This is a genomic window from uncultured Microbacterium sp. (genome assembly GCF_937927635.1).
In the GTDB taxonomy this organism is placed as follows: Bacteria; Actinomycetota; Actinomycetes; order Actinomycetales; family Microbacteriaceae; genus Microbacterium.
Map to the genome: position 1 here is coordinate 44201 of NZ_CALBRW010000004.1, position 24115 is coordinate 68315.

At 70.9% G+C, this 24115-nt stretch carries 21 protein-coding genes; 11 read left to right on the plus strand and 10 right to left on the minus strand.

Going from position 1 to position 24115, the window contains the following annotated elements:
* Positions 1–16 precede the first annotated feature (16 nt).
* Positions 17–3424 carry a pyruvate carboxylase gene (locus Q0568_RS01370; protein WP_298861020.1) on the minus strand — a complete coding sequence of 1136 codons (3408 nt, stop codon included), beginning with the start codon at positions 3422–3424 and terminating at the stop codon, positions 17–19.
* A gap of 157 nt (positions 3425–3581) precedes the next feature.
* On the opposite strand from Q0568_RS01370, the gene Q0568_RS01375 reads away from it, so the two are divergent.
* Positions 3582–4394, plus strand: coding sequence for a ParA family protein (locus Q0568_RS01375; protein WP_298861023.1), 813 nt, complete (start codon positions 3582–3584; stop codon positions 4392–4394).
* Positions 4395–4436: 42 nt separating this feature from the next.
* On the opposite strand, the gene Q0568_RS01380 is transcribed toward Q0568_RS01375, so the two are convergent.
* From Q0568_RS01380 to Q0568_RS01390, 3 genes are all read right to left on the minus strand, one after another.
* Positions 4437–4982: a MerR family transcriptional regulator gene (locus Q0568_RS01380; protein ID WP_298861026.1), complete on the minus strand. Its 546-nt coding sequence runs from the start codon at positions 4980–4982 to the stop codon at positions 4437–4439.
* 100 nt (positions 4983–5082) lie between these two features.
* On the minus strand, positions 5083–5772 hold the full coding sequence (locus Q0568_RS01385; protein ID WP_298861029.1) for a MerR family transcriptional regulator: 690 nt from the start codon (positions 5770–5772) through the stop codon (positions 5083–5085).
* Positions 5772–6254: an FHA domain-containing protein gene (locus Q0568_RS01390; protein WP_298861032.1), complete on the minus strand. Its 483-nt coding sequence runs from the start codon at positions 6252–6254 to the stop codon at positions 5772–5774. Before Q0568_RS01390 ends, Q0568_RS01385 begins: the two co-directional genes overlap by 1 nt.
* A 122-nt stretch (positions 6255–6376) precedes the next feature.
* Between Q0568_RS01390 and lpdA the strand changes: the two genes are divergently transcribed.
* The 5 genes from lpdA (at position 6377) to kdpC (ending at position 12378) form a co-directional block, all read left to right on the plus strand.
* The gene (gene lpdA, locus Q0568_RS01395; protein WP_298861035.1) at positions 6377–7774 is read left to right on the plus strand and encodes a dihydrolipoyl dehydrogenase; all 1398 of its coding nucleotides are present in this window, start codon (positions 6377–6379) and stop codon (positions 7772–7774) included.
* A 91-nt stretch (positions 7775–7865) separates the two neighbouring features.
* Positions 7866–7955, plus strand: coding sequence for a potassium-transporting ATPase subunit F (locus tag Q0568_RS01400; RefSeq protein ID WP_298861038.1), 90 nt, complete (start codon positions 7866–7868; stop codon positions 7953–7955).
* Entirely contained in the window at positions 7955–9628 is a 1674-nt protein-coding gene (gene kdpA, locus Q0568_RS01405) for a potassium-transporting ATPase subunit KdpA (RefSeq protein WP_298861041.1), read from the plus strand. Before Q0568_RS01400 ends, kdpA begins: the two co-directional genes overlap by 1 nt.
* On the plus strand, positions 9625–11754 hold the full coding sequence (gene kdpB, locus Q0568_RS01410; protein WP_298861043.1) for a potassium-transporting ATPase subunit KdpB: 2130 nt from the start codon (positions 9625–9627) through the stop codon (positions 11752–11754). The genes kdpA and kdpB overlap by 4 nt, the downstream gene beginning before the upstream one ends.
* Before the next feature lie 12 nt (positions 11755–11766).
* Entirely contained in the window at positions 11767–12378 is a 612-nt protein-coding gene (gene kdpC, locus Q0568_RS01415) for a potassium-transporting ATPase subunit KdpC (RefSeq protein WP_298861046.1), read from the plus strand.
* 2 nt (positions 12379–12380) lie between these two features.
* Here kdpC and Q0568_RS01420 read toward each other — a convergent pair whose 3' ends face one another.
* The 3 genes from Q0568_RS01420 to Q0568_RS01430 are packed head-to-tail and all read right to left on the minus strand — an operon-like array spanning position 12381 to position 13757.
* Positions 12381–13034 (minus strand): CYTH domain-containing protein, encoded by a 654-nt coding sequence (locus Q0568_RS01420; protein WP_298861048.1) that lies wholly within the window; start codon positions 13032–13034, stop codon positions 12381–12383.
* On the minus strand, positions 13027–13242 hold the full coding sequence (locus Q0568_RS01425) for a response regulator (RefSeq protein WP_298861051.1): 216 nt from the start codon (positions 13240–13242) through the stop codon (positions 13027–13029). The genes Q0568_RS01420 and Q0568_RS01425 overlap by 8 nt, the downstream gene beginning before the upstream one ends.
* Positions 13243–13286: 44 nt before the next feature.
* Positions 13287–13757 carry an A24 family peptidase gene (locus Q0568_RS01430; RefSeq protein WP_298861054.1) on the minus strand — a complete coding sequence of 157 codons (471 nt, stop codon included), beginning with the start codon at positions 13755–13757 and terminating at the stop codon, positions 13287–13289.
* Positions 13758–13890: 133 nt separating this feature from the next.
* Between Q0568_RS01430 and Q0568_RS01435 the strand changes: the two genes are divergently transcribed.
* From Q0568_RS01435 to Q0568_RS01445, 3 genes are read left to right on the plus strand one after another with little or no spacing between them, the layout of a single operon-like run.
* Entirely contained in the window at positions 13891–14607 is a 717-nt protein-coding gene (locus tag Q0568_RS01435; RefSeq protein ID WP_298861057.1) for a hypothetical protein, read from the plus strand.
* Entirely contained in the window at positions 14607–16163 is a 1557-nt protein-coding gene (locus Q0568_RS01440; protein WP_298861061.1) for a DNA polymerase Y family protein, read from the plus strand. Before Q0568_RS01435 ends, Q0568_RS01440 begins: the two co-directional genes overlap by 1 nt.
* Positions 16163–19579 carry an error-prone DNA polymerase gene (locus tag Q0568_RS01445; protein ID WP_298861064.1) on the plus strand — a complete coding sequence of 1139 codons (3417 nt, stop codon included), beginning with the start codon at positions 16163–16165 and terminating at the stop codon, positions 19577–19579. Before Q0568_RS01440 ends, Q0568_RS01445 begins: the two co-directional genes overlap by 1 nt.
* 17 nt (positions 19580–19596) lie before the next feature.
* On the opposite strand, the gene Q0568_RS01450 is transcribed toward Q0568_RS01445, so the two are convergent.
* From Q0568_RS01450 to Q0568_RS01460, 3 genes are read right to left on the minus strand one after another with little or no spacing between them, the layout of a single operon-like run.
* Positions 19597–20466 carry a GNAT family N-acetyltransferase gene (locus tag Q0568_RS01450; RefSeq protein WP_298861067.1) on the minus strand — a complete coding sequence of 290 codons (870 nt, stop codon included), beginning with the start codon at positions 20464–20466 and terminating at the stop codon, positions 19597–19599.
* Positions 20463–20624 carry a hypothetical protein gene (locus Q0568_RS01455; protein WP_298861070.1) on the minus strand — a complete coding sequence of 54 codons (162 nt, stop codon included), beginning with the start codon at positions 20622–20624 and terminating at the stop codon, positions 20463–20465. Before Q0568_RS01455 ends, Q0568_RS01450 begins: the two co-directional genes overlap by 4 nt.
* A gap of 44 nt (positions 20625–20668) precedes the next feature.
* Positions 20669–21283: a MarR family transcriptional regulator gene (locus Q0568_RS01460; protein ID WP_298861073.1), complete on the minus strand. Its 615-nt coding sequence runs from the start codon at positions 21281–21283 to the stop codon at positions 20669–20671.
* Positions 21284–21378: 95 nt separating this feature from the next.
* Between Q0568_RS01460 and Q0568_RS01465 the strand changes: the two genes are divergently transcribed.
* Together Q0568_RS01465 and Q0568_RS01470 are read left to right on the plus strand one after the other, a co-directional pair.
* Positions 21379–23553, plus strand: coding sequence for an efflux RND transporter permease subunit (locus Q0568_RS01465; RefSeq protein ID WP_298861075.1), 2175 nt, complete (start codon positions 21379–21381; stop codon positions 23551–23553).
* Positions 23550–23993, plus strand: coding sequence for a pyrimidine dimer DNA glycosylase/endonuclease V (locus tag Q0568_RS01470; protein WP_298861077.1), 444 nt, complete (start codon positions 23550–23552; stop codon positions 23991–23993). Before Q0568_RS01465 ends, Q0568_RS01470 begins: the two co-directional genes overlap by 4 nt.
* Positions 23994–24115: the final 122 nt, after the last annotated feature.

Below are 24115 nucleotides of genomic sequence, written 5' to 3' on the forward strand. Positions count from 1 at the left end.
GTGCGCCCGCCCAAGGTTAGTGCGCCGGACGGACCACGACCAAAAGATCACCGGCGTCGACCTGCGCGGTCTCGGCGATCACGAGCCGCTCCACGACGCCGTCGACGGGGCTCGTGATGGCGGCCTCCATCTTCATCGCCTCGATGGATGCCACCGGATCACCGGCCTTCACGACCGCCCCCTCCTCGACCTTCAGCGTCACCGCTCCGGAGAAGGGAGCGGCCACCTGACCGGGCTTGGAGGTGTCGGCCTTCTCCGCCTCGCGGACGTCGACGATGACCGACCGATCGCGCACCGACACCGGCCGCAGCTGGCCGTTGAGGGTGGTCATGACCGTGCGCATCCCCTTGGGATCGGCCTCGCCGATGGCCTCCAGGCCGACGTACAGCCGAACGCCGCGCTCGATCTGCACCGCGTGCTCGGCGCCCGGGACCAGCCCGTAGAGGTAGTCCGGAGTGTCCAGCACGGACAGGTCACCGTACTCCTCGCGGTTCTGCCGGAACGTCCTGGTGGGTCCGGGGAACAGCAGCTCGTTGAGCATGGCGCGCCGCTCGGCGGAGGTGCCGTCCAGTGCCGTCTGCTGCTCGTCGCTGATCGGGGTGATCCCGCGCTTCGCGGCGCGGCCCGCGAGCACCTTGCTGCGGAACGGCTCCGGCCAGCCGCCGGGCAGATCTCCCAGCTCGCCGGCCATGAAGCCGACGACGGAGTCGGGGATGTCGTAGTGCTCGGGGTTGGCTGCGAAGTCGGCCGGGTCTGCCTTCACTGCGGCGAGGTGCAGCGCCAGATCGCCGACGACCTTGGAGGAGGGCGTCACCTTGGGAACGCGTCCGAGGATGTCGTCGGCCGCGGCGTACATGTCCTCGATGAGCTCGAAGTCGTCGGCGAGACCCAGCGCGATGGCCTGCTGGCGCAGGTTGGAGAGCTGACCGCCCGGGATCTCGTGGTGGTACACGCGGCCCGTGGGGCTGGTGAGGCCCGACTCGAACGGCTTGTACAGCCGGCGCAGCGCCTCCCAGTACGGCTCCAGGTCGGAGACCGCCTGCAGGTCGATGCCGGTGTCGCGCTCGGTGTGCGCGAGCGCCGCGACCAGCGCCGACAGCGAGGGCTGGCTGGTGGTGCCCGACATCGGCGCGGAGGCCGCATCGACGGCATCCGCTCCTGCCGCACTGGCAGCCAGCAGGGTCGCGAGCTGACCGCCGGCGGTGTCGTGCGTGTGCACGTGCACGGGCTGATCGAAGCGCTCGCGCAGGGCCGTGACGAGCTTCGCCGCCGCGGCCGGGCGCAGGAGGCCCGCCATGTCCTTGATGCCGATCACGTGCGCTCCTGCATCGACGATCTGCTCGGCCACGCGCAGGTAGTAATCCAGCGTGTACAGGTCCTCGGCCGGGTTCAGCAGGTCGCCCGTGTAGCAGAGGGCCGCCTCGGCCACGGCGGTGCCGGTGCCCAGCACCGCGTCGATGGCCGGTCGCATCTGCGAGACGTCGTTGAGCGCGTCGAAGATGCGGAAGATGTCCACGCCGGTGGCGGCGGCCTCGCGCACGAACGCGTCGGTCACCGCCGTGGGGTACGGCGTGTAGCCGACTGTGTTGCGCCCGCGCAGCAGCATCTGAATGGCGACATTGGGGAGAGCCTCGCGCATGGCCGCGAGCCGCTCCCAGGGGTCCTCGCCCAGGAAGCGCAGCGCCACGTCGTAGGTCGCGCCGCCCCACGCCTCCACCGACAGCAGCTGCGGGGTCATCCTGGCCACATACGGGGCCACGGCGACCAGGTCGCTGGTGCGCACGCGGGTGGCGAGGAGGGACTGGTGCGCGTCACGGAAGGTCGTCTCGGTGACGGCGAGTGGCTGCTGGGCCCGGAGAGCCGCTGCGAAGGCCGCGGGCCCCTTCTCCAGAAGCAGCTGGCGGGAGCCTGCCGGAGCGGGCGCGCTCAGGTCCAGCGCCGGGAGCTTGTGCGCCGGCGGCAGCACCAGCGGGTTCTCGCCGTGCGGCTTGTTGACCGTGGCATCCACCAGCCAGCGCAGGATCTTCGTGCCGCGGTCCTTCGACACGCGGCCGCGCAGCAGCTCGGGGCGCTCCTCGATGAACGAGGTCGACAGGTCGCCCGCCTCGAAGGACGGGTCGTCGAGCACGGCCTGCAGGAACGGGATGTTGGTGGAGACGCCGCGGATGCGGAACTCCGCCAGCGCACGACGGGCGCGCGCGACGGCGCTGTGGAACGAGCGCCCGCGACAGGTCAGCTTGGCCAGCATCGAGTCGAAGTAGGGGCTCACCTGGGATCCCGCCGCGGTGGTGCCGCCGTCCAGGCGGATGCCCGCACCGCCCGGCGAGCGGTAGGTGGTGATCTTGCCGGTGTCGGGGCGGAAGCCCTGCGTGGGGTCCTCGGTGGTGATGCGGCACTGCAGGGCGGCGCCGCGCAGCTGGATGTCGTCCTGCTGCAGGTCCAGGTCCGCCAGGCTCGCTCCCGCCGCGATCTGCATCTGCGCGCGCACCAGGTCGACGTCGGTGACCTCTTCGGTCACGGTGTGCTCGACCTGGATGCGCGGGTTCATCTCGATGAAGACGACCTCGCCGGCGCGCGGACCGGTGGTCTCCAGCAGGAACTCCACGGTGCCGGCGTTCTGGTAGCCGATGGAACGGGCGAATGCGATGGCGTGCCGGTGCAGGTCGGCGCGGATCGCCTCGTCGAGGTTGGGCGCCGGTGCGATCTCGATGACCTTCTGATGCCGCCGCTGCACCGAGCAGTCGCGCTCGAACAGGTGCACGGTCTCGCCCTGCGCGTCGGCGAGGATCTGCACCTCGATGTGCCGGGGGCGCAGCACGGCCTGCTCGAGGAACATCCGCGAGTCGCCGAACGCCGCACCGGCCTCGCGCATGGCCTCGGCCAGCGCGGGCGCGAGCTCGCCCTTGCTCTCCACGCGCCGCATGCCGCGTCCGCCGCCGCCGGCGACGGCCTTGGCGAAGAGCGGGAAGCCGATCTCGTCGGACTGCGCGACGAGCGCGTCGATGTCGTCGGATGCCTCGGTCGAGCGCAGCACGGGCACGCCCGCCTCGACGGCGTGGTGCTTGGCCTCGACCTTGTTGCCCGCCATCTCCAGCACGTGCGCGGGAGGGCCGATGAACGTGATGCCCGCGGCCGCGGCCTTCTCGGCAAGCTCGGGGTTCTCGGACAGGAACCCGTAGCCCGGGTAGATGGCATCCGCCCCGGCATCCAGCGCGACCCGGATGATGCCGTCCACATCCAGGTAGGCCTGCACAGGGTGACCGCGCTCGCCGATCTCGTAGGCCTCATCGGCCTTCAGCCGGTGCAGGGACCCGCGGTCCTCATAGGGGAACACCGCGACCGTGCGCGCCCCCACCTCGTACGCCGCACGGAATGCGCGGATCGCGATCTCACCACGGTTGGCCACCAGGATCTTCTGGAACATGCACACCTCTTCAGAGGTCGATGCGCGCAGGGTCTGCGCGCAGAGCGGGGGCTGAGTGTGTCCCCAGACTAACGGCACTCCGGGTGCTCTCCCGACCGCGTGACTCGCCCGAGGCGTGCGGAGGTGACTCACGGGAAGGGCACGGTAACGTGTAGGAGTGCACGTACTCAGCGTCAGCTCCCTCAAGGGAGGCGTCGGCAAGACGACCGTGACCCTCGGTCTGGCTTCCGCCGCCTTCGCCCGTGGCATCCGCACACTGGTGGTCGATCTCGACCCCCAGTCGGATGTGTCCACCGGCATGGACATCCAGATCGCCGGCCGACTCAACATCGCCGACGTGCTGGAGAACCCGAAGGAGAAGGTGGTCCGTCAGGCGATCACCACCAGCGGCTGGGCGAAGGTGCACCCCGGCACGATCGATCTGCTGATCGGCAGCCCGTCGGCCATCAACTTCGACGGCCCGCACCCCTCGGTGCGCGACGTGTGGAAGCTCGAAGAGGCTCTGGCCACCGTCGAGAGCGAGTACGATCTGGTGCTCATCGACTGCGCGCCGTCGCTGAACGCCCTCACCCGCACCGCCTGGGCCGCCAGCGACCGGGTGATGGTCGTGACCGAGCCCGGGCTGTTCTCCGTCGCCGCGGCCGACCGCGCGCTGCGCGCCATCGAGGAGATCCGCCGCGGCCTCTCGCCCCGACTGCAGCCGCTGGGCATCGTCGTCAACCGGGTGCGCCCGCAGTCCATCGAGCACCAGTTCCGCATCAAGGAGCTGCGCGACATGTTCGGCCCGCTGGTGCTGGCCCCTCAGCTGCCGGAGCGCACGTCGCTGCAGCAGGCGCAGGGCGCGGCCAAGCCTCTGCACATCTGGCCGGGAGACTCCGCGCAGGAGCTCGCCGGCGATTTCGACCAGCTGCTGGACCGCGTCATCCGCACCGGTCGCGTGCCCGTCCCGGAGAACGGCCCGCTGGCCTGATCAGCCGACGTCTCGACAGGCTCGGCGCGTCGAGGTGAAGGGTCAGGCAGTGCGCTTCTTGCGGCGCGCGGCCAGCTCGTCGACAGGGTCGGGCGCCGTGGGGTCGAACTCCACGAGCGTGGACTCCACCTCGCGCAGGACCTTGCCGACGGCGATGCCGAAGACTCCCTGGCCGCGGCTGACAAGGTCGATGACCTCATCGTTCGACGTGCACAGGTAGACGGAGGCCCCGTCGCTCATGAGCGTGGTGCCGGCCAGATCGCGGATGCCGGCGGCGCGGAGCTGCTCGACCGCGGTGCGGATCTGCTGCAGCGAGATGCCCGTGTCCAGCAGTCGCTTGACGAGCTTGAGCACCAGGATGTCGCGGAAGCCGTACAGGCGCTGCGATCCCGAGCCCGTGGCGCTGCGGACCGTGGGGACCACCAGCTCGGTGCGCGCCCAGTAGTCCAGCTGCCGGTACGTGATGCCGGCGGCGCGTGCGGCGACTGCGCCGCGATAGCCGACCTCGTCGTCCATGGCGGGGAGACCGTCCGTGAAGAGGAGTTCGGTGACGAACCGCGGGTCGCCTGTCAGCTCATCCGCATTCATGCTTCTGTCCTCTCCTGAACGAATACCTCAACGCTAGAGCAGCACCCCACCCGCGGCAACGACATCAGCGTCGCGTCGAAGGTGTGTCGCAACCGGTTCGTTACGAAAGCGCTCGATCCAGAGCCTGCCGCACCATCAGGCTCCGCACGGAGTCGATGTGCGTGGCCAGCTCCGGGGCCAGCTCGGCAGCGCGGCCGCGGGATGCGGCATCCGTCCTGCGCAGCAGCGTGGACAGCGCCGACTCGATCAGCGCCGCCTCCCGCTCGGCGTTCTGGCGCAGGCTGCGCAGGTGGCGCGGCTCGATGCCGTGCCTGGCCAGCACGACCAGCCCCGACAGCAGCGAGGCCACCTGATCGGTGTAGGTGTCGGACGCGACGATGAGGCCGGCGCTGACGGCGTCGTTCAGCAGCTGCGGCGTGGCACCCGTGCGCGCCAGGAGCTCGTCACGTCGGTGACGGCGCGCGGGAGGCGTGATCGACCGCGGGACGAGGTCGGCCCAGGGCTGCCCCTTGGCCTCCGCCTCGTCGAGCTGCTCGCGGATGACGCTCAACGGCAGGTAGTGGTCGCGCTGCAGGATCAGCGCGGTGCGCAGGCGCTGCACATCGTGCGGCGAGAACTTGCGATAGCCGGACTCGGTGCGCGAGGGGCTGACGATGCCCTGCACCTCGAGGAAGCGGAGCTTGCTGGAGGTCAGCTGCGAGAACTCGGGCACCAGACGTGCCAGAACCTGGCCGATGCTGAGAAGCGCGCCCGCTGCAGTGCGCTCCCGTGCGGCTCCGGCCGCCGACATCAGTCGTTCGCCGTCGGGAGATCGATCGGGGAGACGAAGAAGTTCATCCGGAACTTGCCGATGCGCAGCTCGTAGCCGTTGGACAGCTCGCTGCGATCGACCCGCTCGCCGTTGACGTACGTGCCGTTCAGCGAGCGCTGGTCGATGATCTCGAACGCGCCTCCGGCGCGGGTGATCTCCGCATGACGGCGCGAGACGGTCACGTCGTCGAAGAAGATGTCCGCCTCGGGGTGACGACCCACCGTGGTCACGTCGGCGTCGAGCAGGTAGCGCGCCCCCGCCAGCGCGCCGGAGCGCACGAGCAGAAGGGCGGAGCCGGCCGGGAGCGCCTCGATGGCCGCACCCTCCGCCTCGGTGAGGTCCGCGCCGAACGGCACGAAGGAGAGATCCGACTCGTGTCCGAACGTCTGCGTCACATCGTGGCGCGGCTCGCCGCTTCGGTGGATGGCGCCTCCGGCGCCGTTCCTGCTGTCGTCTGTCACGGGTCTCCCTCCTCCGGCCTCCCAGCCTATCGGATGCGATCGGGTGACCGGGAGGGGGATCCGCAGTCTTCCTGCAGAACCGTGCTCATCCCGCGCGCGGCTCAGACGATAGGCTTGTGGGCATGCCACATTACGATGTCGTCATCCTCGGCGCGGGCCCTGGCGGCTATGTCGCCGCAGTCCGCAGCGCTCAGCTCGGACTGTCCACCGCCATCATCGAGGAGAAGTACTGGGGCGGTGTGTGTCTGAACGTCGGATGCATCCCCTCCAAGTCGCTCCTGAAGAACGCCGAGGTCGCGCACACCTTCACACACAAGGCCGAGTTCTTCGGCATCTCGGGTGATGTGACCTTCGATTTCGGCGCGGCGTTCGACCGCAGCCGCAAGGTCGCGGAGACCCACGTCAAGGGCATCCACTTCCTGATGAAGAAGAACAAGGTCACCGAGTACGACGGTCGCGGCACCTTCACCGGGCCCAAGGCCATCTCGGTGGCGAAGTCCGACGGCACGACCGAAGAGGTCACGTTCGAGAACGCGATCATCGCCACGGGCTCGACCGTGCGCCTGCTGCCCGGCGTGCAGCTGAGCCAGAACGTCGTCACCTTCGAGGAGCAGATCCTCACCCGCGAGCTGCCCTCCTCCATCGCGATCGTCGGCGCCGGCGCCATCGGCATGGAGTTCGCCTACGTGCTGGCCAACTACGGCGTCAAGGTCACCATCATCGAGTTCCTCGACCGCGCCCTCCCCAACGAGGACGTCGAGGTCTCCAAGGAGATCCAGAAGCAGTACAAGAAGCTCGGCATCGACATCCTCACCTCCACCGCGGTGAAGACCGTCACCGACAACGGGTCCTCCGTGCACGTCACGTACGAGACCCGCGACGGCGTGCCCGGCGAGATCGACGCCGGCAAGGTGCTCATGTCGGTCGGCTTCGCTCCGAACGTGAACGGCTATGGCCTGGAGGCCACCGGCGTCGCCCTGACCGAGCGCGGCGCGATCGCCATCGACGACTACATGCGCACCAACGTCCCCGGCATCTACGCCATCGGCGACGTGACCGCCAAGCTGCAGCTCGCCCACGTGGCCGAGGCGCAGGCCGTGGTCGCCGCCGAGACCATCGCCGGCGCCGAGACCCAGACACTGGGCGACTACCGGATGATGCCGCGCGCGACGTTCTGCCAGCCGCAGGTCGCCAGCTTCGGTCTCACCGAGGAGCAGGCACGCGCGACCGGTCGCGAGATCAAGGTCGCGAAGTTCCCGTTCAGCGCGAACGGCAAGGCCAACGGCCTGGGCGAGCCGGTCGGCTTCGTCAAGCTGATCGCGGATGCCGAGCACCTCGAGCTGCTCGGCGGCCACCTGATCGGCCCCGACGTGTCCGAGCTGCTGCCCGAGCTGACGCTCGCGCAGAAGTGGGACCTCACCGCCCTGGAGGCGGCCCGCAACGTGCACACCCACCCGACGCTGTCGGAGGCGCTGCAGGAGGGCTTCCACGGCCTCGCGGGGCACATGATCAATCTCTGAGCCGCACTCGCTGCGCGGAAGGGCCCGATCCATTCGGATCGGGCCCTTCCGCGTACTATGCTCGTCGGGCAGTTCTCGTGAAGGAGAAGTCGTGGGCATCCTGGAAGCCGTCGCCGTGATCACGGGCGTCGCGTCGGTGATCTACCTGGCATACGTCCTGCTCCGACCAGACCGCATCTGATGGCGTGGTTCCTCACGGCGTCGGCGCTGCTGGCCGTCGCCATCGTGCTCGGCCTGATCTACCGCCCGCTGGGCGACTACATGGCGGCCGTGTTCACCTCCGGCCGCGACCTGCGCGTCGAGCGCCTCATCTACCGGCTGTGCGGCATCGACCCCACCAGGCAGCAGTCCTGGCGCCGCTACCTGGCGTCGATCGGGGCGTTCTCGCTGGCCGGCTTCGTGCTGCTGTACGCCCTGCTGCGACTGCAGCCTCTGCTGCCGTACTCGCTGGGTATGCCGGGCATGAGACCCGATCTGGCGTTCAACACCGCGGCATCCTTCGTCGGCAACACCAACTGGCAGTCCTACTCCCCCGAGCAGGCCACCGGCTACGCCGTGCAGATGGTGGGGCTGGCCGTGCAGAACTTCGTCTCCGCGGCGGTGAGCATGGCGGTGGCGGTGGCGCTCATCCGCGGTTTCGCCTCGCTGCGGGGGCGCAGCGGACTGGGCAGCTTCTGGGTCGATCTCGTGCGGGCGAATCTGCGCATCCTGCTGCCGCTGTCCGTCGTGATGGCCGTGCTGCTGATGGTCGGCGGCGTGATCCAGAACCTCAGCGAGCCCGCCGCCATCACGACCGTGTCGGGCAGCACGCAGACGATGCTGGGCGGGCCGGTGGCCTCGCAGGAGGCCATCAAGATGATCGGAACCAACGGCGGCGGCTTCTTCAACGCCAACTCCGCGCATCCCTTCGAGAATCCGACGGCGTGGACGAATCTGCTGCAGGTGATCCTGCTGCTGATGATCCCGTTCTCGATGCCGAGGATGTTCGGCACCATGGTGGGCGACCAGCGCGCGGGCCTCGCCCTGCTGATCACCATGATCGTGCTGTTCGCGGCGGTGTACATCCCGCTGACGGTCTTCGAGTACGCGGGGTCGGGCACGGCGCCGATGCTGGCGGGTGGCGCCATGGAGGGCAAGGAGCAGCGCTTCGGCATCGTCGGCTCCACGCTGTTCGCGACGGCGACGACCGGCACCACGGGCGGCGCCGTGAACTCCATGCACGACTCGTACACGGCGTTCGGCGGGCTCATGCTCATGCTGGACATGACGCTCGGCGAGGTGGCGCCGGGCGGCGCGGGATCCGGCACCTACGCGCTGCTGATCCTGATGGTCATCGCCGTGTTCCTGGCGGCACTGCTGCTGGGCCGCTCCCCCGTGTATCTGGGCAAGCGCCTGGGGGTGCGCGAGCTGAAGCTCGTCAGCATCGCCATCCTGGTGCTCCCGCTGCTGGCGCTGGGCGGGATGGCCGCGGGCTTCGCGATCCCATCGGTGCGCGACGACCTGCTGGACGCCATGAGCAATCAGGGTCCGCATGGACTGTCGGAGGTGTTCTACGCCTTCGTGTCGGCCGCCATCAACAACGGATCCGCGTTCGCGGGCCTGAGCGCGAACGACCCGATGCTGAACGTGCTGATCGGGGTGATCATCCTGCTGGGCAGGTTCATCCCCATCGCCCTCGTGCTGGCGCTGGCAGGGTCGCTGGCCGCGCAGGGAAAGGCCGCCACCAGCGGTGAGCTGCCCCTGCACCGGCCGCAGTTCGTGGTGCTGCTGGTGAGCCTCATCGTCTTCATCACCGTGCCGGTGTTCGTCCCCGTGCTCCTGGTCGGCCCGCTCGCCGAGGGGCTGATGGGATGAGCACGCGGACCGCCATGACGCAGGGCGACGTGATCGCCGTGAGCACCATCGGCACGGTGCTGGTCGATGCGCTGCGCAAGTTCGACCCGCGCTACCTGTGGCACAACCCGGTGCTGCTGCTCACCGAGATCGGCGCCGCGCTGACCACCCTCATCGCGATCGCCGAGCCTTTCGCGGGCGGCCCGCCGCCCTCGGGCGGGACCGTCATGCCCACCGGGTTCACCTGGATGCTCGCCGCCGGCTTCTGGGCGTGCCTGTACACGGCCACGCTGGCCGAGTCGATCGCCGAGGGCCGGGGGCGCGCGCAGACGGCATCGCTGCGACGATCGCCGTCCGGCACGACCGCGCACCTGGTGGCCGACTACGACCGGGGGCGGGATGCCGGGGCATCGGCGGCCACGGTGATCGACATCGACGCGGGCGGCCTGCGCCCCGATGACGTGATCGTCGTCGAGGCCGGCGAGCTGATCCCCGCCGACGGCGAGGTGCTCTGGGGCACGGCCGAGGTGGACGAGTCCGAGTTCACCGGGCAGGCCGGCACGGTCACCCGCGCCTCCGACGGCGACCGCACCGGCGTCACCGGCGGCACGCGCGACACCTCCGATCGCCTCGTGGTGCGCGTGACGGCCACCCCCGAGGCGGGCGCCGTGGAGCAGACCATCCGGCTGGCCAGCAGGTCGCGGCGGCAGAAGGCGCCGCTGGAGGTGGCGTTCAGCGCGCTGCTGGCATCCTTCTCGATGTCGTTCGTGCTGCTCGTGCTCACGCTCAACGCCGTGGTCTCCCCCGTGGCCGCGCCCGTGTCGATCCCCGTGCTGGTGTCGCTGGTGGTGTGCCTGATCCCCACCGAGATCGCAGCGCTGATGTCGGTGACCGGCATCGCCGGGATGTCGCAGCTGCTGCGACGCGGCGTGCTGGTCACCTCGGCGAAGGCGCTGGAGACCGCCGGCGACATCACGACCGTGCTGCTGGACAAGACCGGCACGGTGACCCTCGGCAATCGACGCGCGATCGCGTTCGTCCCGGTGGGAGGGAACACCGACCAGCGGCTGATCCGCATGGCTGCGGAGGCGTCGCTGGAGGACCCGACTCCCGAGGGCGCGTCGATCGTCGCCCTGGCCGCGGAGGACGGCGTGGAGCCTGTGCATCCGCACGCCGAGAGCGGCGTGTTCGTGCCGTTCAGCGCCACGACGCGCCTGTCCGGCGTCGACCTCCCCGACGGCACGCGCATCCGCAAGGGGGCGGTCTCGGCGGTCGCCGCGTGGCTCAAGCAGCAGGGCACGCAGCCGCCGCGCGAGGTGCTCCTCGAGCTCAAGGAGGCCGCGCGGGCCATCGCCCGCACGGGTGGCACGCCGCTGGCCGTGGCCATGAAGGTGCCGGGCGACCGGGGCCGAGCCCTGGGGCTCGTGCACCTGCAGGACGTCGTGAAGGAGGGCGTCCGCGCGCGGATCTCCCACCTGAGCGCGCTGGGCGTGCGCAGCATGATGGTCTCCGGCGATCACCGCCTCACGGCCGAGGCCATCAGCGCCGAGGTCGGCATCGACGACTTCGTCGGCGACACGACGCCGGAGGGCAAGCTCGCGATCATCCAGCAGGAGCAGAAGCGCGGCCACCTGGTGGCGATGAGCGGCGACGGCATCAACGACGCGCCGGCGCTGGCGCAGGCCGACATCGGCATCGCGATGAACACCGCGACGGCGGCGGCCAAGGACGCCGCGAACATGATCATCCTCGACGACGACCCCAGTCACCTCGTGGACATCATCGAGGTGGGCAGGCGCCAGATGGCCACCCGAGGCGCGCTCATCACGTTCAACTTCGCCAACGACGCGGTCCGCTACTTCACGCTCTTCCCCGCCCTGTTCGTCGGCGTCTTCCCGGGCCTGGACGCGCTGAACATCCTGCGCCTGCACACCCCGGCATCCGCGATCCTGTCCACCGTCATCTTCAGCACCGTGGTGATGGGCATCCTCATCCCGCTGGCGCTGATCGGCGTGCCGTACCGCACCAGGGAGCTGCGCAAGGCCCTCACCAGGAATCTGCTGATCTGCGGGATCAGCGGCATCCTCGTGCCCATCGTCGCCATCAAGGTCATCGACCTCGTCGTCAGCCTGCTGCCGGGCTTCTGAGAGCAGGATGCCATGACCGCTCGTGCCAGTCACCCGCTGCGGATGCTGTGGACCGCTCTGCGGCTCACGCTGGTGCTCACGGTGATCCTCGGCATCGGCTACCCGCTGCTGATCCTGGGGATCGGCCAGGCGACGATGCCCGCGCAGGCGAACGGCTCGCTCGTGCACCGCGCCGACGGCTCGGTGGCCGGCTCCTCGCTGATCGGGCAGAGCTTCGCGGATGCCGGCGGGAAGCCCCTGCCGCAGTACTTCCAGCCCCGCCCGTCGGCCGCGGACTACGACACGCTGGCGTCGGGTGGCTCCAACCTCGGACCGGAGAACCGCGAGCTCATCGCCCAGATCACCGAGCGCCGCGCGCAGATCGCCGCGTTCGACGACGTGGACCCGGATGCCGTGCCTGTGGATGCTCTCACGGCGTCCGGCTCGGGCCTGGATCCGCACATCTCTCCGGCGTACGCCGCGATCCAGGTGCGGCGGGTGGCGGATGCCCGGGGGCTGAGCGTCGGCGAGGTGCGCCGACTCGTGGCCGCGCACACCGCCGGTCGGGACCTCGGCTTCCTCGGCGAGCCGCGCGTGAACGTCGTGGAGCTGAACCTGGCCCTGGACGCGCTGAAGAAGGGCTGAGCTCAGGCCCCGAGGGCACGGGCGAGCTTGGAGCCGGAGGACGGCGGGCGGCCGCCCGCCTGCTGCACGGCCTGCTCGACGGCGGCGAAGAACGCCTCGCGGTCGGGGCCGTCGGCGGGGGCAGCGGGCCCCAGCTCCATCTCCCACTCGCGCCAGGCGCTGCGGGTGCCCGCGCGCAGGTCAGTGGCGCGCACGTGGTCGTCGACGAACTCGGCGATCACGCCTGCGGCGCCCACGAGGTGGAAGGCCGTGCGGGTGTTCTCGATGCGGGCGATGGGCACCAGCTCGGCACTCGTCCACTGCGCGACGGTCTCCGCCACGGCACCCGGCATCCGGCCGTCGTCATCCAGCGGCCAGCCGAGCTCCAGACGCCCCTCCCCCTGGCGCGGACCCTTGATGTGCCAGCCGGCGTCCGGCCCGCCGGTGCGGCGCCGCAGGGCGATGCCGTGCTGCGCGAGAGCGCGGTCGTCCGTGTCGAGATAGCGGGCGTCCAGCTCGCGCAGCTCGCCCTCGGTCACGCTCACGACTCCGGGCACGCGCGACCAGTCAGGCAGCGGCGTCGAGGCATCCGCGTCGTACTTGCGCTCGATCTCGAAAGTGCGCTGCGGGTCGCCCGCAGCGCCTGACACGGGATCGGATGCCGCGGGATCAGTCATCACTGGGCGAGATGCCGTCCTCGGACTCGACATATCGGAACGCCGTCTCGGTCGGCCCGTCGTGCGCGCCGGTGTTCGTCGGCGCGCCGTCGCGACGATAGGTGAGCATCGTCTCGCTGTAGGGCAGGATCAGGGTGCTCTGATCGGCGTCATCGAGCGGGAGGATCTGCCCGTCGAGCGGACCGCCGTGAAGTCGTGCGAGTGCCATGTGCTCACCATAACCCCCTGCGGGGACATGGCGTGCACGCCGCGTCATGCCGCCACGATGGCCAGCGCCGCGCCGAGGATCATCCACGGGCCGAACGCGATGCGCGTGGAGCGGTTCGCGCGCCTCAGCGCCATGAGCACCAGCGCGAACAGGGCGCCCAGCACGAACGCCGCGCACGCGCCGAGCATCAGCGTCCACCAGCCGTGCCAGGCCAGCACCACCCCGATCACGGCGGCCAGCTTCACATCCCCGCCGCCCATCCCCTGCCGCGATCCCCAGTGCATGGCGGCGTAGAAGGCGCCGAGGACCAGACCGCCCAGCATCGCCCGCAGCATCCGCTCGGCATCGCCGGTCGCCAGCGCCTCGACGATCACCAGCACCACCAGCGCGCCCAGGGTGGGCAGCACGATGCGGTTGGGCAGCCGGTGCGTGCGCGCGTCGATGACCAGCAGCCCCAGCCCCACGCCGGCCAGGGCCAGATGCACGAGCAGCACGGCCATGGCGTGGAAGGTCATGCTCGCAGGCTAGAGGAGATCGACGATGCCCCGCAGAGCCCTGTGGACAACCATCCTGTTCGCAATGTCGGATGTGCGATCTAGTCTTCGAATCGGACTTGAATTATTCGAAACAAGATTCGAGGATGGATGCATGGGGATCGGAACGATCGCGGCGCTCTCCCCCGCGGATGAACGGGCGGGGGACATCCTTCGGCTGCGCCGTGAGATCAGCCGGATGCAGCGCCGCCGCAGCGAGGATGCCGTGCTGCCGCTGCACCCCGCACTGGCGGAGCTGCTCCCCGGCCGCGGGCTGCAGACCGGCACGGTGTACTCGGTCTCGCCCTCGCCGAGCCTGATCCTCGCGCTGATGGGCGCCGTCTCGCAGCGCGGCAGCTGGTGCGCCGCGGTGGGCATGCCCACGCTGGGGCTGGAGGCGGCGGCATCCTTCGGCGTCGACCTGTCCCGGCTGATCCTGGTGCCCTCGCCGGGGCAGCGCTGGCTGGCCGTGATCTCGGCACTGGCCGAGGTGGTGCCACTGATCGCCGTCAGCCCCGGCTCTGCGGTGCGGGATGCGGATGCCGCGCGTCTTTCGGCCCGGTTGCGGGACCGCGGATGCACGGTGCTGGCCGCCTCGTCATGGCCGCAGAGCGAAGGGCTGATCAGCCTGCACGACCCGCACTGGTCGGGGATCGGCGAGGGCTGGGGGCTGCTGTCGGATCGCACGGTGACGGTGACCGCGCAGACCCGCTCGGCCCCGCGCCCGCAGAGCCTGCGTGTGCAGCTGCCCGGAGGGCTCGGCGGCGTGCAGGCCGTCCCCCAGGCCCTGCCGGCCCCCTTGCCCACCCACCCGCGCTGGGCGGTGGCGTGATGGACGCGATCGATCCCCTGCGGATGCACGTGCTGTGGTTCCCGGACTGGCCGCTGCGCGCGGCGCTGGGCGCAGCTCCGCCGCATCCGCCCACCGCGCTCGTGCGCGGCAACGTCATCACGGCCTGCACGGACTCGGCTCGCGCGCACGGGGTGCGGACGGGGCAGCGCCGACGGCTCGCGCAGAGCAGGCTGCCGGCATTGCGGATGCTGCCGCACGACCCCGCGCAGGACGAGCGCGCCTTCCGGCCGGTGCTGCGCCTGATCGAGGCGCACGCACCGGGCGTGCACCTGCTGCGCCCGGGCCTGGCCGCCCTCCGCTCCCGCGGGATCTCTCGCTATCACGGCGGCGAGGAGCAGGCCGCTGCAGCCCTGCGGGAGGTGCTCGGCGAGGCGGGGTATCCCGAAGTGCGAGTGGGCGTCGCCGACGGGGCGTTCACCGCCGAGCTGGCGGCACGAGGATCCGGGGACGAGGGCTGGGCGGTGATCCCTCCCGGTGATGCCGAGTCGTTCCTCGCACCGCTGCCACTCGAGGTGCTGGGCGAGCCGGAACTCGCCGAGCTGCTGCGGCAGCTGGGTGTCGGCACGCTGGGCGGGTTCGCCGCCCTGGACGCGCTCTCGGTGCGGGAGCGGTTCGGTGAGCAGGGAGCCCGGCTGCACGCGCTGGCACGCGGTGCGGATTCTCGGCCGCTGACGCCCCGCGCACCCGACCCGCAGCTGAGCAGGCGCGTCGAGTTCGAGACGCCGCTGGGACAGTCCGATCAGATCGCGTTCGCCGTGCGGCAGACGGCGGATGCCGTGATGCTGGCCCTCGCCGACGCCTCGCTGGTGTGCAGGGAGGTGCGCATCGACCTCACCGACGACGACGGGGCGGTCACCTCGCGCACCTGGCTGCATCCGACCTGCTTCGACGCCCCCGACCTGGTGGATCGGGTGCGCTGGCAGCTGGAGTCGCTGGCTCCGCCCGCCTCGGACAGCGGGCAGGACTCCGACGCCGCGCACGCCTTCCGCGGGATCGTGGGGGTGCGCATCGCGCCCGTCGCGGTCGACGATGCGGCGCACCACCAGCCGGGGCTGTTCGGCTCCGGCACCGATGAGCGCCTGCATCACGCCGTCTCGCGCGTGCAGACCATGCTCGGGCACGCCGGGGTGACCACGGCATCCGTCTCCGGCGGTCGGATGCTGGCCGACCGGCAGCTGCTGACGCCCTGGGGCGAGCGCCCTGTCGTCGAGCGCGATCCCGGCCGCCCGTGGCCGGGAAACCTGCCGGATCCGCTGCCGGCGGAGGTGTTCACGCCGATGCGGCCCGTGCACGTGACCGGAGCCGGCGGCGCGGTGATCAGCGTCGACGCCCGTGGCGCCCTGTCCTGCCCGCCCGGCCTCATCGACGACAGCGAGGTGATCGGCTGGGCGGGCCCCTGGCCGGTGCATGAGCACCGCTGGGACGCCGCGAGAGCCCGCTCCGGCGAGCGCTTCCAGCTGCTGGACCGGCAGCACCGCGCCTGGCTCGTCTTCCACTCCGAGGGCTCCTGGTGGGCCGAGGGCAGGTACCGCTGATGGGCTTCAGCAACCCGCCGCTGACCTGGAAGGCGCTGCAGCGCACCCTGGAGGCGCCCACGGCCCCGGCATCCGCGGAGCCGCTCGCCCCGCGCCAGGACCCCGGCCCGCTGAGCAGGCACCGGCCGCCGGCATCCGCTCCTCCCGTCACCCGACCTGCGGATGCCGTGCCCTATGCCGAGCTGCACGCGCACTCGTCGTACTCCTTCCTCGACGGAGCCTCCTCCCCCGACGACCTGCTGGCCGAGGCGGAGGCCCTGGGGCTCACCGCCCTCGCCATCACCGACCACGACGGCTTCTACGGCGCGGCGCGGTTCGCCGAGGCCGCCGAGTTCACCGGCGTGCAGACCGTGTTCGGCGCGGAGCTGTCGCTGGGCTCGGCGGGCGGGACGAGGGCCCCCAGCCGCACCGGCTCCCCCGACCCGCTCGGCGAGCACCTGCTGGTGCTGGCGAACGGAGTGGAGGGCTACCACCGGCTGGCCGGCGCGATCACCCGCGCCCAGCTGCGCGGCGGGGAGAAGGGCAGGCCGCAGTACGACCTCGACGACCTGGTCGCCGCCGCCGGCGGGCACTGGACGATCCTGACCGGATGCCGCAAGGGCGCCGTGCGGCAGGGGCTGGAGGGCGGAGATGCCGGCAGGCCGCTGCGCCGGCTGGTCGACCTGTTCGGACAGGATCACGTGGCCGTCGAGCTCATCGATCACGGCGACCCGCAGGACACCCGCCGCAACGACGCCCTCGCCGAGCTCGCCGCAGCCCTGCGCCTGCCGGTCGTCGCCACCGGCAACGTGCACTACGCCACCCCCGAGCGGGCGGGGCTTGCCGAGGCCGTCGCCGCCGTGCGCGCCACCCGCAGCATGGACGACCTCGACGGCTGGCTGCCCGCGCACGGGGCCGCGCACCTGCGCAGCGGCGCCGAGATGACCGCGCGCTTCCGCCGGTACCCCGGCGCCATCGCGAACGGGCTGCGCATCGCCGCGGAGGCCGCGTTCCCGCTGCGCCGGGCCAAACCCGACCTGCCGCTGCAGGAGGTGCCGCCCGGCGAGACGCCGATGAGCCACCTGCGGATGCTCGTGTGGCAGGCGGTGCCGTCGAGGTATCCGCGGCTGGACGATGCCGGCCGGGCGCGCATCGCCCGCGAGCTGGACGTCATCGAGGAGAAGGACTTCCCGGGCTACTTCCTCATCGTGCACGGCATCGTCGAGGAGGCCCGCCGCCGCGGCATCCTGTGCCAGGGCCGGGGGTCGGCTGCGGCGAGCGCGGTCTGCTACCTGCTGGGGATCACCGCCGTCGATCCGATCCTGTACGGACTGCCGTTCGAGCGGTTCCTCGCCACCACCCGCAGCGAGGAGCCCGACATCGATGTGGACTTCGACTCCAGTCGCCGCGAGGAGATCATCCAGTGGGTGTATGCCACCTACGGCCGCGAACGCGCCGCGCAGGTGGCCAACGTCATCCAGTACCGGCCGAAGAACGCCGTGCGCGACATGGCCAGGGCCCTCGGGCACTCCCCCGGGCAGCAGGACGCCTGGTCGAAGCAGGTGGACGGCTGGAGTTCGGGCATCGAGCCCGCGGTCGACAACGACATCCCCGCCGATGTGCTCTCCTACGCCGGCGAGCTGCTGAAGGCGCCCCGGCACCTGGGCATCCATTCCGGCGGGATGGTGCTGACCGCCCAGCCGGTGGGCGAGGTGGTGCCCGTGGAGCACGCCCGCATGCAGGACCGCACGGTCATCCAGTGGGACAAGGACGATGCGGCCTGGATGGGGCTGGTCAAGTTCGACCTGCTGGGCCTGGGGATGCTGTCGGCGCTGCGGCACTGCTTCGACCTGGTGGCGGAGGCCACCGGCGAGGTGTGGACGCTGGCCGGCATCCCGAAGGAGGAGCAGGCCGTCTACGACATGCTGTGCCGGGCGGACTCCATCGGGGTGTTCCAGGTGGAGTCGCGTGCGCAGATGGGGCTGCTGCCGCGGCTGCAGCCCCGGGAGTTCTACGAGCTGGCCATCCAGATCGCGCTGATCCGTCCCGGCCCCATCCAGGGCGGCGCCGTGCATCCGTTCGTGCGGCGCAAGCTGGGGCAGGATGCCGTGACCTACGCGCATCCGGTGCTGGAGCCGGTGCTGTCGCGCACGCTGGGCATCCCGGTGTTCCAGGAGCAGCTGATCCAGATGGCGACGGTGCTGGGCGACTGCACGGCCGACGAGGCCGACCTGCTGCGCCGGGCGATGGGCTCCAAGCGCGGGCTGGAGAGGATCGAGCGCATCCGGGATTCGCTGTACGCGGGGATGCGAGAGAAGGGGCTGAGCGAAGAGCTCTGCGACCGCATCTACGCGCAGATCCAGGCGTTCTCGAACTTCGGCTTCGCCGAGTCGCACTCGCTGTCGTTCGCGCTGCTGGTGTACGCCAGCTCCTGGCTCAAGCTGCACTACCCGGCGGCGTTCCTGGCGGGTCTGCTGCGGTCGCAGCCAATGGGGTTCTACTCGGCGTCATCGCTCACCGCCGACGCCCGCCATCACGGGGTGCGGGTGCTGCGGCCCGACCTGCACGCCTCCGGAGCCCTGGACGGGCTGGAGCGCATCGAGGACGGCCCGGATGCCGAGGGCTCAGGCCCCACGGGCCTGGACTCCTGCCTGATCGCCCCGCAGCCGCCCATCGGCAGGTTCGACCGCACGGCGCCCGATGTCTCCGCCGCGCACCGCCGCGACGGCCGGTTCGCCGTGCGGCTGGGCCTGTCGGGCGTGCGCGGGATCGGAGTGAAGCTGGCCGAGCGCATCGTCGCCGCGCGCGACGAGCACGGGCCGTTCCGCGATCTGCACGACCTGGTGCGGCGCACGGATGCCACGGCCGCGCAGCTGGAGGCGCTGGCCACCGCCGGGGCCTTCGAGTGCCTGGGGCTGACCCGGCGCGAGGGCATCTGGCTGGCAGGCGCCGCCGCCGAGGACAGGGCGCGCTTCCTGCCCGGCACCACGGTGTCCGTGCAGCCGCCGCTGTTCGCCGACCAGTCCGGGTACGAGAGGCTGGCCGCCGACCTGTGGTCCACCGGCGTCTCCACCGACGATCATCCGATGACGCACCTGCGGCAGGCGCTCGACGCCCGCGGCGTGCTGACCTCCGCCCAGCTGTACACGCATGAGGCGGGCCGACGCATCGAGGTGGCGGGCGTGGTCACGCATCGGCAGCGCCCGGCGACGGCCAGCGGCGTGACGTTCCTGAACCTCGAGGACGAGCACGGCCTCGCCAACATCATCTGCACCACCGGCGTGTGGAACCGCTACCGGCGCATCGCCCGCGACTCCCCCGCGCTCATCGTGCGCGGCATCCTGGAGCGCTCGCCCGAAGGCGTCACGAACGTGCTGGCGGACGCCTTCGAGGATCTGCGGACCGGTCTCGCGCACCGCTCGCGGGATTTCCGGTGAGCGCGGCGCGAATCCGCTCAGGCCCGCGCGATCGGCACCGACCAGAGCACCTCGGTCTCGCGGTACCCCTCACGCGTGTACAGCCGGCGGGCGGCGTCGTTGCTGCCGAACACGTTCAGCGCCAGCGTCTCGAGCCCCGCGCGGGCGGTCTCCGCAGCCGCGGCGCGCAGCGTCTGGGTGCCCAGGCCCTGTCCGCGCCGGTCCTCGTCCATGGCGATGTCATAGATGAACGCCTCGCCGTCGCCCAGGTGCACCCACAGGATCCCCGCCCGTCGGTCATCACGGTCGCGCACGATCCACAGTCGGTGGTCGGGCGTGCGGGGCCCGAAGGGCAGCAGCTCGGCCATCTGCGCGGCCGCCACGCGACGGGAGTCCTCGATCGTGGGCTCGGAGCCCGAGGCGAACCGCTCCTGGGCGTAGTCGTCGTCGGCGATGGCCCGGTAGGCGGAGAAGCCCTCGTCGTCCATCGGCATCAGCCGGATGCCCGTGGGCGCGGGCACCTCGGCGACGGCGATCCGCATCTTCGTCGCCACTCTGCGCGCATGAGCATGCTCGGCGAGCGCCGCCATGCGCTCCTGGCCCGCGTACGCGCTGAACTGCCAGCTGCCCGACCAGCCGGCATCCGTCGCCAGCGAGTCCAGCAGCGGCCACAGCACGGCGGCACTCAGCCCCGGCGCGTGCACGTCGGCCAGCACGACCCCGTCCTTCCCGGGCAGCGCCCACACGATGGCGGTGTCGCCGGCGGTCGTCCAGATCTCGCCGTGATCCTGCTCGGGGACGGCCGCCTCGATCCCCTCCGCGACAGCCTTCGCCGTGTGCGCGCGCGCCACCGCATCCGCCAGCAGCTCACGGCGACGCGCCGTCCCGGCGGCCTGGATCCAGGTCACCAGTATCGGTCCCCCGGCTCGGTGGGCGTCTTGTCCGCCCCGCCCCAGCGGTCGGATTCCGCCTTGGCCGCCTCTGCAGCGGATGATGCCTCTCGCAGCGCCTCCTCGGCGTCAACGGCGGCCGGCCGCTCGGGATCCTCCGGTCGTTTCTTCTCCATGACCACACTCTAGGCACGTGCCGTGCCCGGTGGGCGGAGCGGTGTCAGTCCTCCGGTTGCTGGGCCCACTCCTCATCGTTCGGTGCGATCTCGTTCGCCATGTCACGGAGGAAGCGGATCACGACATCACGCTCCGCCGGCGCCAGCCGTGCGGCGGCGTAGAACCGCCTGGACTGCTGTCTGCCCACTGTCTCCATGGCCGCACGGTGCGTCGCGGGGGTGATCGAGATGGCCAGCGCGCGGCGATCGGTCGGATGGGGTGCGCGCACGACGTGCCCACCGCGCTCCAGCCTGTCCAGCAGCTTGGTCGTCGAGGCGGACGAGATCCGCAGATGGTGCGCGATGCCGCCGGGGGTCGCGATGATTCCGCGGTGGGAGCACACGATCAGGTAGTGCAGCGCGCGCATGTCGGTGTCGCCCAGCCGCATGTAGCGCCGGGATGCTTCGGAGAGCTGCTCTTCGGCCTCTCGCAACTCTCCGAGCGCGGCCATCAGCGCGTTGATCTGACGGATCTCGGCCACGGGGATGCCGTCGCGCTGCACCAGGACGTGCTCGGGATCGCTGTAGTCGACGTCGTAGAGGTCGGCGACCTCGAGGCCGTCCGGAGCCGGCGATGCGGAGCGCACCGGGTCGGCGGGAAGAGCGGATTCCTCGGACATAGGAGCATTCTATTCAATTGCTGGAATCAAGCCAGGTTGTTTTCTCGCTTGGCTAGCAATATCCTCTTCCTGGGAACACTCGAGAAAGGCCCGCCATGTCGCTTCGCTCCGAAAGCACGCACCGATCCTGGCCGCGGGTCCTGCTCTCCTCGGCCCTCATCCTGATGTGGCTGGTGGGTGCGGGTCTCGGCGGACCGCTGTTCGGCCGGGTCGATGAAGTCTCCTCCAACGACGCCACCGCGTATCTTCCGGATTCGGCGCCCGCCACCGAGGTGCAGAGATCCCTCGGTGACTTCCTCGGCTCCGACTCGATCCCCGCCGTGGTGGTCTTCTCGTCCGAGACGAAGATCGACGACGCGGTGAAGGGCGAGATCACCACCGCGCTCGACGCGGCCACCGATGCAGAAGGCGTGAAGGACGGCTCCTCCCCCGTCCTGCTCTCCGAGGACGGTCTGGCCGCCCAGGCGTTCGTCCCGATCGATGCGGATGCCGATGTCGGCGAGGTCTCCGCGGCGCTGTCCTCCGATCTGAAGAAGAGCGTCCCCGACGGTGTCGCCGTGCACATCACCGGGCCCGCCGGCTTCACGGCCGACCTGCTGGCCGGATTCTCGGGGATCGACGGCATCCTGCTGCTGGTGGCGCTGCTGGCCGTGCTGGTGATCCTCGTGATCGTCTACCGCTCTCTGCTGCTGCCGGTGATCGTGCTGTGCACGAGCCTGTTCGCGCTGTGCGTTGCGCTGCTGGTGGTGTGGTGGGCGGCGAAGCTCGACATCCTGCTGCTGAGCGGGCAGACGCAGGGCATCCTGTTCATCCTCGTCATCGGCGCCGCCACCGACTACTCGCTGCTGCTGGTCTCGCGGTTCCGCGAGGAGCTGCACACCACCTCCGACCGCTGGGCGGCCGTGCGCGGAGCCTGGAAGGGCGCGTTCGAGCCGATCCTCGCGTCGGGCGGGACCGTGATCGCGGGTCTGCTCTGCCTGCTGCTGAGCGATCTGAAGTCGAACAGCACGCTCGGCCCGGTCGCGGCGATCGGGATCGTGTTCGCCATGCTGGCCGCACTCACGCTGCTGCCGGCGTTGCTGGGCCTGTTCGGCCGGGCCGCCTTCTGGCCGCGCCGACCGAAGCTCGAGCCCGAGTCGGCGACGCCGGGGGATCCGCTCCAGGGCCGCGGTCCGTGGCAGCGCCTGGCCCGCGGCATCCGCCGTCATTCGCGCGCGATCTGGATTCCCACCGCGCTGGTGCTGGCGGTCGCCGCCGTCGGCGGTCTGCAGTTGGATGCCAGCGGCGTGCCGCAGTCCGACCTCGTGCTCGGCTCGTCCGAGGCGAGGGACGGCCAGGCCGTGCTGGGCCAGCACTTCCCCGGCGGATCGGGCAGCCCGGTGTACGTTCTCGTGGATCAGTCGAAGCTGCAGGATGCCGCCGACGTGCTCCTGGCAGACAAGGGCATCGACGGCGTCTCGGTGACGGCATCCGACTCCCCTTCGGGCAGCGCGCCGGTCACCGAGAACGGGATCACCGCACTCGGCCGCCCAGGCACGCCCGCTCCGGATCCCACAGTCAGGGACGGCCGGGTGCTGCTGCAGGGAACGCTGACGGATGCCGCGGATTCGCAGGCGGCCGAGCTCACCGTCCAGCGACTGCGCGCAGACCTCACGGGTACGGATGCCCTGGTGGGCGGCGTCACCGCGACAGCGGTCGACACGAACGCGGCGTCGATCCACGACCGCAACCTCATCATCCCGGTGGTCCTGGCAGTGATCCTGATCATCCTCATGCTGCTCCTGCGCTCCGTCGTTGCACCGCTGCTGCTGATCCTCACGACCGTGCTGTCGTTCGGCTCCGCGATGGGCGTGGCAGCCCTGGCGTTCGGCGGTCTGTTCCACTTCCCCGGCGCGGATCCCGCTGTGCCGCTGTACGGGTTCGTGTTCCTCGTGGCGCTGGGCATCGACTACAACATCTTCCTGATGACCAGGGTGCGCGAAGAATCTCGCAAGCACGGCACCCGCGAGGGCATCCTGCGCGGGCTCGCGGTGACCGGCGGCGTGATCACGTCTGCGGGGCTGGTGCTGGCCGCCACCTTCGCGGCGCTGTCGGTCATCCCCATCCTGTTCCTCGTGCAGATCGCCTTCATCGTCGCGTTCGGCGTGCTGCTGGACACCTTCGTGGTGCGCTCACTGCTGGTCCCCGCACTGAGCCACGATCTGGGGCGCGTGATCTGGTGGCCCTCGCGCCTGAGCAGGCACGACGGTGAGGAGGAGGGACGCCCATGAGGCTCTGGTCACTGCATCCGTCACAGCTCGACAGGGCGGCGCTGGTCGCGTGCTGGCGCGAGGCGCTGCTGGCCCAGGCGGTGCTCGCGGGGCGCACCCGCGGGTATCAGCGGCATCCGCAGCTGGAGCGGTTCCGCGCTCAGCCGGATCCGCTCGCGGCCGTCGGCGCCTACCTCACGGGCGTGGGAGAGAAGGCCGATGCCCGCGGCTACCGGTTCGACCGCTCCCGCATCCTGTCCCCCGCACGGCCCGCTGCCAGGATCGCCGTGACCGACGGGCAGCTTGCGCGGGAGTGGGAGCACCTGGGCGCCAAGCTGGCCGTGCGCAGTCCAGCGGATGCCGAGCGCTGGCGACGCTCGGAACCCCGGCCGCATCCACTGTTCCGGGTCGTGCCTGGAGAGGTGGCGTCGTGGGAACGGGCAGGAACCATCGCGGACTAGGCCCGGCGGGCACGGATGTCAAGGGTCTTCAGAGCGGATGCCGTGCGGCTTAGCCTCTGATCGCCGCAGTTCACGGCATCCGACGAGCCGAGGGAGACGCTCATGCCGAACCCCGCTACGCC

Excerpts from the sequence above, each read along its gene's own strand:
- kdpA (WP_298861041.1), top strand. The coding sequence starts at position 7,955 with ATGGCGTGGTTCCTCACGGCGTCGGCGCTGCTGGCCGTCGCCATCGTG.
- Q0568_RS01370 (WP_298861020.1), bottom strand. The coding sequence starts at position 3,424 with ATGTTCCAGAAGATCCTGGTGGCCAACCGTGGTGAGATCGCGATCCGC.
- Q0568_RS01455 (WP_298861070.1), bottom strand. The coding sequence starts at position 20,624 with ATGGAGAAGAAACGACCGGAGGATCCCGAGCGGCCGGCCGCCGTTGAC.
- Q0568_RS01460 (WP_298861073.1), bottom strand. The coding sequence starts at position 21,283 with ATGTCCGAGGAATCCGCTCTTCCCGCCGACCCGGTGCGCTCCGCATCG.
- Q0568_RS01385 (WP_298861029.1), bottom strand. The coding sequence starts at position 5,772 with ATGTCGGCGGCCGGAGCCGCACGGGAGCGCACTGCAGCGGGCGCGCTT.
- lpdA (WP_298861035.1), top strand. The coding sequence starts at position 6,377 with ATGCCACATTACGATGTCGTCATCCTCGGCGCGGGCCCTGGCGGCTAT.
- Q0568_RS01425 (WP_298861051.1), bottom strand. The coding sequence starts at position 13,242 with ATGGCACTCGCACGACTTCACGGCGGTCCGCTCGACGGGCAGATCCTC.
- kdpC (WP_298861046.1), top strand. The coding sequence starts at position 11,767 with ATGACCGCTCGTGCCAGTCACCCGCTGCGGATGCTGTGGACCGCTCTG.
- Q0568_RS01420 (WP_298861048.1), bottom strand. The coding sequence starts at position 13,034 with ATGACTGATCCCGCGGCATCCGATCCCGTGTCAGGCGCTGCGGGCGAC.
- Q0568_RS01380 (WP_298861026.1), bottom strand. The coding sequence starts at position 4,982 with ATGAATGCGGATGAGCTGACAGGCGACCCGCGGTTCGTCACCGAACTC.
- Q0568_RS01430 (WP_298861054.1), bottom strand. The coding sequence starts at position 13,757 with ATGACCTTCCACGCCATGGCCGTGCTGCTCGTGCATCTGGCCCTGGCC.
- Q0568_RS01445 (WP_298861064.1), top strand. The coding sequence starts at position 16,163 with ATGGGCTTCAGCAACCCGCCGCTGACCTGGAAGGCGCTGCAGCGCACC.
- Q0568_RS01470 (WP_298861077.1), top strand. The coding sequence starts at position 23,550 with ATGAGGCTCTGGTCACTGCATCCGTCACAGCTCGACAGGGCGGCGCTG.
- Q0568_RS01465 (WP_298861075.1), top strand. The coding sequence starts at position 21,379 with ATGTCGCTTCGCTCCGAAAGCACGCACCGATCCTGGCCGCGGGTCCTG.
- kdpB (WP_298861043.1), top strand. The coding sequence starts at position 9,625 with ATGAGCACGCGGACCGCCATGACGCAGGGCGACGTGATCGCCGTGAGC.
- Q0568_RS01440 (WP_298861061.1), top strand. The coding sequence starts at position 14,607 with ATGGACGCGATCGATCCCCTGCGGATGCACGTGCTGTGGTTCCCGGAC.
- Q0568_RS01435 (WP_298861057.1), top strand. The coding sequence starts at position 13,891 with ATGGGGATCGGAACGATCGCGGCGCTCTCCCCCGCGGATGAACGGGCG.